Genomic DNA, 6,758 nt, shown 5'->3' with positions numbered 1-6,758 from the left:
TGGAAGCATTCAGACCCTTCAAAACACGGGAGAAGTGAAGCTGAAGGAGCAGGAGCTTTCTCTCAAGCAGGACCAGCAGGCGCTTTTCAGTCACTTTATGAAGTCACTTGAGACCGGCCTTAAAGAGCAGGTTTTTGAACGCATTCGTGAGCGGCTTCCGACACAGGAATATACCCTTTACCGGGAAGCCCGTTGGCATGGTTATGCCAGATTGGTGCTTATGGCTGGTGGCCTGATCCTTCTTGGCGCGTCTGTATCCCTCTTTGCGACATGGGACCAGAGCAGCAGGGGCCGTTATTGTCTTGCACACACGTACCATGATTCCAGAACTGGCCAACTATGGTGCGACTTGAGCGACGCCTCTTGATTCCTGCCGGGTTGTCCAGCCCGTTCCGGCCTGTCCAGTTCAGAGCAGCCTGCGCCTGACGAAGTGGCCTGCGTCCAGCGCGGGGCTATTGCCCTGCGATGGGGGCGGGCCACTTCGTCCTGGCGAGGGTTGCGCCGCCGCGAAGCGGAGCCGTAGGCTGACTGGACAGGGCGGAACGGGCGATACGCTCATGATTAAGCGGACAAGAAACACATAAGGCGGCCGAGGCCGCCTTATTCCGTTTAGCGCGTGAAGGGTGGACAGGTCTGGCCTGCCCGTTTGCTCATTAGGAACGCTCGAGAGTCTGCCGTAACTTGGCCAATCTCCCCATGAGAGGGCCAATACCCAATCCGGCCACTAGCGTAAACAGCGCCGCAGGCAGCAGAATATAGAGGAGAGACTGAGTAAAAACATCCATGTTAAAAACCCTCCTTCTTTTCGTCATTAAGTTCTGTCCAAAACTGCACGGAGTGCCGGGGCTATCGCCCCGGCTTGGTTTTAGGTGCCCAGTGCGTCATGGAGCAGAGCGGTTGCCTTCTCGTTGACGGTCTGCTTGCAGCGTGTGGATTTGTGGATAGCCCGCCGGGACAATGATACGGCCCTTTTTTTAACTGGCCGGAAAGAAACAGAATGAGAAATGGAGGCCAAAACGCATTGCGGCGGGCATAGCCCGCCGCTCTGTTTCCCGATGATAGTCTACCAGCTACCCCTTGTGTTCAGGAGACTGTCGGGCTGGCAACAGCCACCGTGCAATCCACCCGCTCGCGGCAAAGGTAACAGCAAACACACCGAGCACCATGACTGTGTTAGTTAGGAAGGCGTTTGTCATTGCTTGTCCTCCTTTGAGGTTTCCTTTGCAGGAATATAACTCAAAAACTCAAAAGCTGCACGTTCCAAAATTGCGGCAACCATGACTGCGGGCAGTTTGCGCCATGACCACCCACCTGCCGCGAAGAATGGGGAAATAAGCGACAGACCCACCAACGTAAGCGCAAGATTCTGGCAAGCAGCCGCCGCCAATTTGAGCCGCTCTGTGAGCTGTATCTCATTCTGTGGGGGCTTTTCCGGGATACCTAGCATTTCTAAAACCGCTTCGGAAATTGGGGTTGGCCGGGCCTTTTGGCCCGGCTGATTGTTGTTCAGATGCCCAGTGCATCGTCCATCAAAGCGCTCGCTTTTGCATCAATGGGCTGTTTGTTGCGTGTATTCTGGTATGCTGCCCATTCGGACCCCATGAGTTCCTGATAAGCACGGCAGGCTCCTTCTGCGATGCACACCAGAGAATAGGCTTTCACTGCGTTTTCAGCAGCAATTCGGCGCATGTTTTCCACACGATTTGCCCCGCCATCAACGCCCATACGGTCTTGGTCACGGTATTCGTTGGCCCACTGGTCTTTTGCGTCCTTGGCGACCAGACGGCGGGTTTCATAGAAGTTTGCGGAACCCATAGCGGAGCGGACCAGAGCGTCAACAGTCCGATCAAGGTGCATCTTGAGGGCCACCAGATTGTCGTCACCGCGCATCTGGTTAACCAGCACGGGATAAAGAATGGTGAACTGTTCGCGCACAATACTGTCACCCACTCCGATCAATTCGTCAGTGTCAGCAGATTCCAAACCAAACATGGAAACAATCTGAGCAATCTGCAATTCTTTGGGAGCGAGGTCTTTTGCGGCCTGAAGTGTGGGGGCTTCCATAGCGGCCTTACGGGCCTGCGCTTCCTGAAAGCGGCGGACCTGTTCGGGGGAAGCCTTACCAGCTGCGTCACCCTTGCGAGGAGCGGATTTCTGAGCGATTGTGTTTTTACCGTCGGACATGAAAATCACCTTTTCTGTTCTACGCAGTCCCGGTCTGGTGTTAGAGCACTGACCGGGGCGCTTTGTTGTTTGGGCCTATTCCCTCTCAACAAGTAAAGAATAGTACAGCCGAGCAGTAAACGCAAGCAATAAAACCCCAAAAACGGCAATAAACAGCCATTTTTTATTGTTTTCTCGCGCATATAATGCTTGCAAGAGAAGTATATATGGAATGTTTTACTAGACCATATCCTGCCGGGGTTCGGGGCGGCGAGCGCCCGAGGCGGTTTCGAGAGTGGAGGGGATGGAGGCGTTTTTCTGAGCCACATCCTGCCATCGGCCAAGACAGCGCTTTGACCAGCTCGTCAACACCGGAGCGTCCTGAACAAGCCGGTCAGCGTGCGGGCAGCGCGGGGCTCATGCCCTGCGATGACCGCACGATGGCCAAGGCGCGGTGAGGGTCGCGGAGCCGCGCCAGCGGGGGCCTTTGGCCCGTGTTGATGAGCTGGTCAAAGGGTTGTCATACTGAAGCTGGATGCTCGGCCGTAATCCCCGCAACGTGCCCCCCTGTCGCGCCGACAGGCGTGACAGGGGGGTTGAGGAACCGCCCGCTCCCCTTCCCCGCCATTCGACATCCTTCACAGCAGCACAAGACCGCGGGTGAACATATATGCGACTGCACGGAGACCCCGCAGGGGGCTCCGGGTGAGGTTGGCGGCTTGCCGCCTAGCGAACCTAGTGTGAACGCACTCGGCGCAGCCGAGCCGCCCCAGATCCTTTTTCCTGACGCGACAACCGTATTCACAACCTGATGGGTGATGATGGTCTTAGGGCACTTTGTCCTGAAGCGGCATGAGGATTTAAAGAGATGTGTATTCGCAAGACACTACGAATTTTTGGGGTATATGGGCTCTTTACGTTTGTTGTTACAGGTAACGTTCATGCAACCGAATATGGATTTGCCAAAATTTCTTTGAAGGATGGGACGGTTCAAACTGTCCATCTTGAGGTAAACGGTCCGAAGCAGACGCTTACTTCGTTTAGGAACGGCCTGTATATTCCTGACGTGAGAACAACTATTTCAGGCGCACGCAATTCGATTTCCACGTTGCCGCGGCCTGAGTGCTTCAACAACTGTGATCGTGTTGAACTTGAAGCGAAGGGCACGTCGACCGGGCGTGTTATACTAAGGTTCAATGTTGAACACCGAGACGTGCCGAGGCCTCTCCCGCCACTCAACGAGAGTGAGGTATCAATCTCTCGACCAGAAACAACTGGCTGGACCATTGAGGGGGCCATTTTAATCAGGGATAAACAGGTCGTACCACTGGTTCTGACGTTGAGCGGAGAGCAGGTTGGAACCCTGACGTGGGCTAACGAATCTGCCGAACGAGTCAACTAAGGTGGCCCGCCAGGGAGACCTTTTTGGCTGGAAGCGACCGCGGCGCAAGCCGCGCAAGCTTGCGCATCTGATTGATCTTGGAGACCACGGGTGTGTTTACCCGGCTGGGAAGCATATGGTTGGCCTGTTCCGGTGCGTGCGCTGCGCGTGGGAAAGCGGCTGGGTGGAGATGTCCACTGTCACGGAATGCCGCAGAGGCATACCGTGTGCGCGTTGCAACCGGGTCACTGTTGCAACAACTGGCAGCTCCAAGAACGCGGATGAGGTATGAATATGGGCAACCCATCCAAGACCAAAGCCATAGCCCACCTTAAAAACGGCAACTGGTTGTCTGTTGTGTCTACTGAAGAGAAGCGCGGCAACGGGTATGTGCATGTCGTGCGCGTTGTGGAGACAACCGATGGCTGTTTTTGTTCAGTTTCTGAGCGTAATGTCGTCGCGATACACTCCACCCATCGGCGTTGCATAACGCCGAATAAAGGGTGTCAGTGTTGTTCAGCCTGCCACCAGTATGTTATATCACAACGCAGGGCACAGGAGATTTTTGAGCGGATAGTCTCCAATGGTCGAGCGGCAATCAGGTTTCGGGAGTAGCCGCGATCTTTTTTGGATTGGATGGCTCTGCGTTTGCCTCTTTTTTGTCACATATCAAACCCAATGCCTGTCGGACCGTTTCCCGTTCTGCATCGGGAATAAACCTGCTCTCGATATAGAGGGGATAAGTTTCATCCGGGAGGACGAACCAGGTAGCGTGTCCACTGGAGATCGGGTTCCCCTTTTCTCCTTTTTCACCGTTCCAACGCTGCACCAATACAGGTCAAGAACCGTTTTCATCTGTCCATGTACCATAGGCCATGGACCACCATTTGGACACGTACAAAACAGCGGTGAGTTTCCAGTTTGCCCTTGGAGAGAGAACAGTCCAAGGATCAGTACCGATCACGTCTTCATTCATTGCAAGAAACTCCGCCATATGACTGTTTAGCGCGACGAAAGGTCAGCGTCTTTCAACACCTTGCGTAACACGTTCAAAGCCTCTTACGCGCGTTCGTCCGGCACATATCTGACATCATTGAAGCAGTTCCTTGCCTACTGCTTCGCCGAAATCGACCTGATGATGTATGTTGTCTGGCGTTATCCCCGCCAGAAGTTCTGCCAGATCACATTCAGCGACGACTGGTTCGATCTTCACTTTTGTTGCTTCTTCTCACTGAAATGACGCGGGGCAAATCGTCCCGCCAGACAAACACACAGGTGAACACGTCAGGCGGGAACGGACTGTAACGGTCGGATTACTGGCTGTTCGTGCTGCGCTGCATTCCAAAGGTCATAATTGGCCTGCATCATGGCCCAACTCCGGGCAGAACCCGCTCCAGCACTTTCGAGGCGCAATGCCAGGACAGGGCTGATCGCCGCCTTACCATTCAGTACGCGGGACAGAGCAACACGAGACATACCAAGCCGTTCAGCCGCATCTTTAACAGAAAGACCGAGTGCGGAAATGACTTCATCCTTGAGGACTTCCCCGGGATGGGGTGGATTGAACATCATTGGTAGCACCTCCTAGTGATAATCCTGATAATCGACCAGCTCCACATCAGAACCGATAAATCGGAACGTAATGCGCCAATTTCCATTCACCCACACGGACCAGTAGTCTTTAAGCTCTCCCTTTAAGGGATGGAGCTTAAATCCGGGCAGGTTCATGTCGTCCGGGCCTTCTGCCACGTCCAATCGACCAAGAAGATTCCTCAGTTTTTTTGCATGAACTGGTTGGATGCCACGAAGAGAGCCGGTGTGATAAAAGCCTTCGAGACCCTCATGGCGGAAGCTGATTATCATGTAGTTTTGTATCGCGTAGCGTTACGGCGGTCAACGAGAAACACCAAACACATGCCGAACGGGCAGCAAGCCCGCCCGGCACGAACTCGAACATGCTTAGCGGTTCTCAGAACGGAACTTCATCGTCCAGATCACCGGAAGCCTGCGGAGCAGCAAAGCCACCGCTGGCTGCGCCACCTTCGGGGCGAGGAGCGTAGCCCTGCCCGGCTCCATAACCTGCATCACCACTCTCGCCCGTGTTGCGGCTATCCAACAGAACCAGTTCGCCACGGAAGCGGTCCACGATCACTTCGGTCGTATAGCGTTCCTGCCCGCCCTGATCGGTCCATTTGCGGGTTTGCAACGCGCCTTCAAGGTAGACCTTGCGACCTTTGCGCAGGAAGCGTTCAGCCACATCTGCCAACCGTTCGTTAAAGATCACGACGCGGTGCCATTCTGTCCGCTCGCGCTTTTCGCCCGAGGCGCGGTCATTCCATGTGTCGCCGGTGGCGAGAGAGAAAGAAACGATCTTCGCGCCACTCTGGGCATGCCGCACTTCTGGGTCTTTACCAAGATTACCAACCAGAATGACCTTGTTAACGCTGCCTGACATTTGCCTGCTCCACTATAAATTTTGAAAGAGAGTTTCTAATCTGAAGGACGATTTAGGCGGTTCCCAGTTTAGCCCGCTCCATCAAAGAGTACTGCACAGCCCATTCATTCACTTTGGCGGCAATCTCCGCTGGCGTTCCTTCCCGACCGTCCCAATCTTTAAGAAGCTCAGGCCCATAATGCAGTGCGATATACCGACGGCTTTCCGGGTCTGCGGAATAATTGACACCAAGATACCGTGCGCCATTAGGAATCATCATTCCGTCAGGAGCAATCCCCACAAACAGACGTTCCACACCATTCTGGGGGCGCTGTGTATTGCAATATTGCCAGCCGTGACGTTCAACCAGAGCCGCGAGTGTCAGATCTGAGTAATGCAGCCTTTCCACATTCCCTTGCGATGATGAAGGCGAACTAGCTACAGTGTTTTCACCGTCGGACATGAAAATTACCTTTCTGTTCTACGCAGTCCCGGTCTGGTGCTCGTAACACTGGCCGGGGCGCTTTGTTGTTTGGGCCCATTCCCTCTCAACAAGTAAAGAATAGTACAGCCACACAGTAAACACAAGCAATGAAACCCCAAAAACGGCAATAAACAGCCATTCATTATTGTTTTCTCGCGCATATAATGCTTGCAATAGAAGTATAGACGGAATGTTTTACTAGACCATATCCTGCCGGGGTTCGGGGCGGCGAGCGCCCGAGGCGGTTTCGAGAGTGGAGGGGATGGAGGCGTTTTTCTGAGCCACATCCTGCCATC

Annotated in this window: 9 protein-coding genes; 1 reads left to right on the top strand and 8 read right to left on the bottom strand. The window is 54.1% G+C overall.

Annotation, left to right across the window (positions count from 1 at the left end):
- Window positions 1–367 (top strand): hypothetical protein (locus GOB86_RS15950; protein ID WP_206752708.1); only part of this gene is annotated, 367 nt, incomplete at its 5' end.
- Window positions 368–1,070: 703 nt separating this feature from the next.
- On the opposite strand, the gene GOB86_RS16455 is transcribed toward GOB86_RS15950, so the two are convergent.
- From GOB86_RS16455 to GOB86_RS14290, 8 genes are all read right to left on the bottom strand, one after another.
- Window positions 1,071–1,196 (bottom strand): hypothetical protein, encoded by a 126-nt coding sequence (locus GOB86_RS16455; RefSeq protein WP_257125316.1) that lies wholly within the window; start codon window positions 1,194–1,196, stop codon window positions 1,071–1,073.
- Window positions 1,193–1,447: a hypothetical protein gene (locus GOB86_RS14320; RefSeq protein ID WP_165993279.1), complete on the bottom strand. Its 255-nt coding sequence runs from the start codon at window positions 1,445–1,447 to the stop codon at window positions 1,193–1,195. Before GOB86_RS14320 ends, GOB86_RS16455 begins: the two co-directional genes overlap by 4 nt.
- Window positions 1,448–1,506: 59 nt before the next feature.
- The gene (locus GOB86_RS14315; RefSeq protein ID WP_165993276.1) at window positions 1,507–2,184 is read right to left on the bottom strand and encodes a hypothetical protein; all 678 of its coding nucleotides are present in this window, start codon (window positions 2,182–2,184) and stop codon (window positions 1,507–1,509) included.
- A gap of 2,450 nt (window positions 2,185–4,634) precedes the next feature.
- Window positions 4,635–4,757, bottom strand: coding sequence for an AbrB/MazE/SpoVT family DNA-binding domain-containing protein (locus GOB86_RS15905; RefSeq protein ID WP_198912052.1), 123 nt, complete (start codon window positions 4,755–4,757; stop codon window positions 4,635–4,637).
- Window positions 4,758–4,828: 71 nt separating this feature from the next.
- Window positions 4,829–5,116, bottom strand: coding sequence for a HigA family addiction module antitoxin (locus GOB86_RS14305; protein ID WP_165993274.1), 288 nt, complete (start codon window positions 5,114–5,116; stop codon window positions 4,829–4,831).
- Between the two features lie 12 nt (window positions 5,117–5,128).
- On the bottom strand, window positions 5,129–5,407 hold the full coding sequence (locus GOB86_RS14300; RefSeq protein WP_165993272.1) for a type II toxin-antitoxin system RelE/ParE family toxin: 279 nt from the start codon (window positions 5,405–5,407) through the stop codon (window positions 5,129–5,131).
- A gap of 106 nt (window positions 5,408–5,513) precedes the next feature.
- On the bottom strand, window positions 5,514–5,999 hold the full coding sequence (ssb, locus tag GOB86_RS14295) for a single-stranded DNA-binding protein (RefSeq protein ID WP_165993270.1): 486 nt from the start codon (window positions 5,997–5,999) through the stop codon (window positions 5,514–5,516).
- 52 nt (window positions 6,000–6,051) lie between these two features.
- Window positions 6,052–6,441, bottom strand: a complete 390-nt coding sequence (locus GOB86_RS14290) for a hypothetical protein (protein ID WP_165993268.1) — start codon at window positions 6,439–6,441, stop codon at window positions 6,052–6,054.
- Between the last annotated feature and the right edge of the window lie 317 nt (window positions 6,442–6,758).

Origin of the sequence: Acetobacter lambici (assembly GCF_011516885.1) — a bacterium.
GTDB classification, from domain to species: Bacteria; Pseudomonadota; Alphaproteobacteria; order Acetobacterales; family Acetobacteraceae; genus Acetobacter; species Acetobacter lambici.
This window is presented reverse-complemented; position numbering and strand designations above follow the sequence as displayed.

Excerpts from the sequence above, each read along its gene's own strand:
- GOB86_RS16455 (WP_257125316.1), bottom strand. The coding sequence starts at position 1,196 with ATGACAAACGCCTTCCTAACTAACACAGTCATGGTGCTCGGTGTGTTT.
- GOB86_RS14320 (WP_165993279.1), bottom strand. The coding sequence starts at position 1,447 with ATGCTAGGTATCCCGGAAAAGCCCCCACAGAATGAGATACAGCTCACA.
- GOB86_RS14315 (WP_165993276.1), bottom strand. The coding sequence starts at position 2,184 with ATGTCCGACGGTAAAAACACAATCGCTCAGAAATCCGCTCCTCGCAAG.
- GOB86_RS14305 (WP_165993274.1), bottom strand. The coding sequence starts at position 5,116 with ATGATGTTCAATCCACCCCATCCCGGGGAAGTCCTCAAGGATGAAGTC.
- GOB86_RS14300 (WP_165993272.1), bottom strand. The coding sequence starts at position 5,407 with ATGATAATCAGCTTCCGCCATGAGGGTCTCGAAGGCTTTTATCACACC.
- ssb (WP_165993270.1), bottom strand. The coding sequence starts at position 5,999 with ATGTCAGGCAGCGTTAACAAGGTCATTCTGGTTGGTAATCTTGGTAAA.
- GOB86_RS14290 (WP_165993268.1), bottom strand. The coding sequence starts at position 6,441 with ATGTCCGACGGTGAAAACACTGTAGCTAGTTCGCCTTCATCATCGCAA.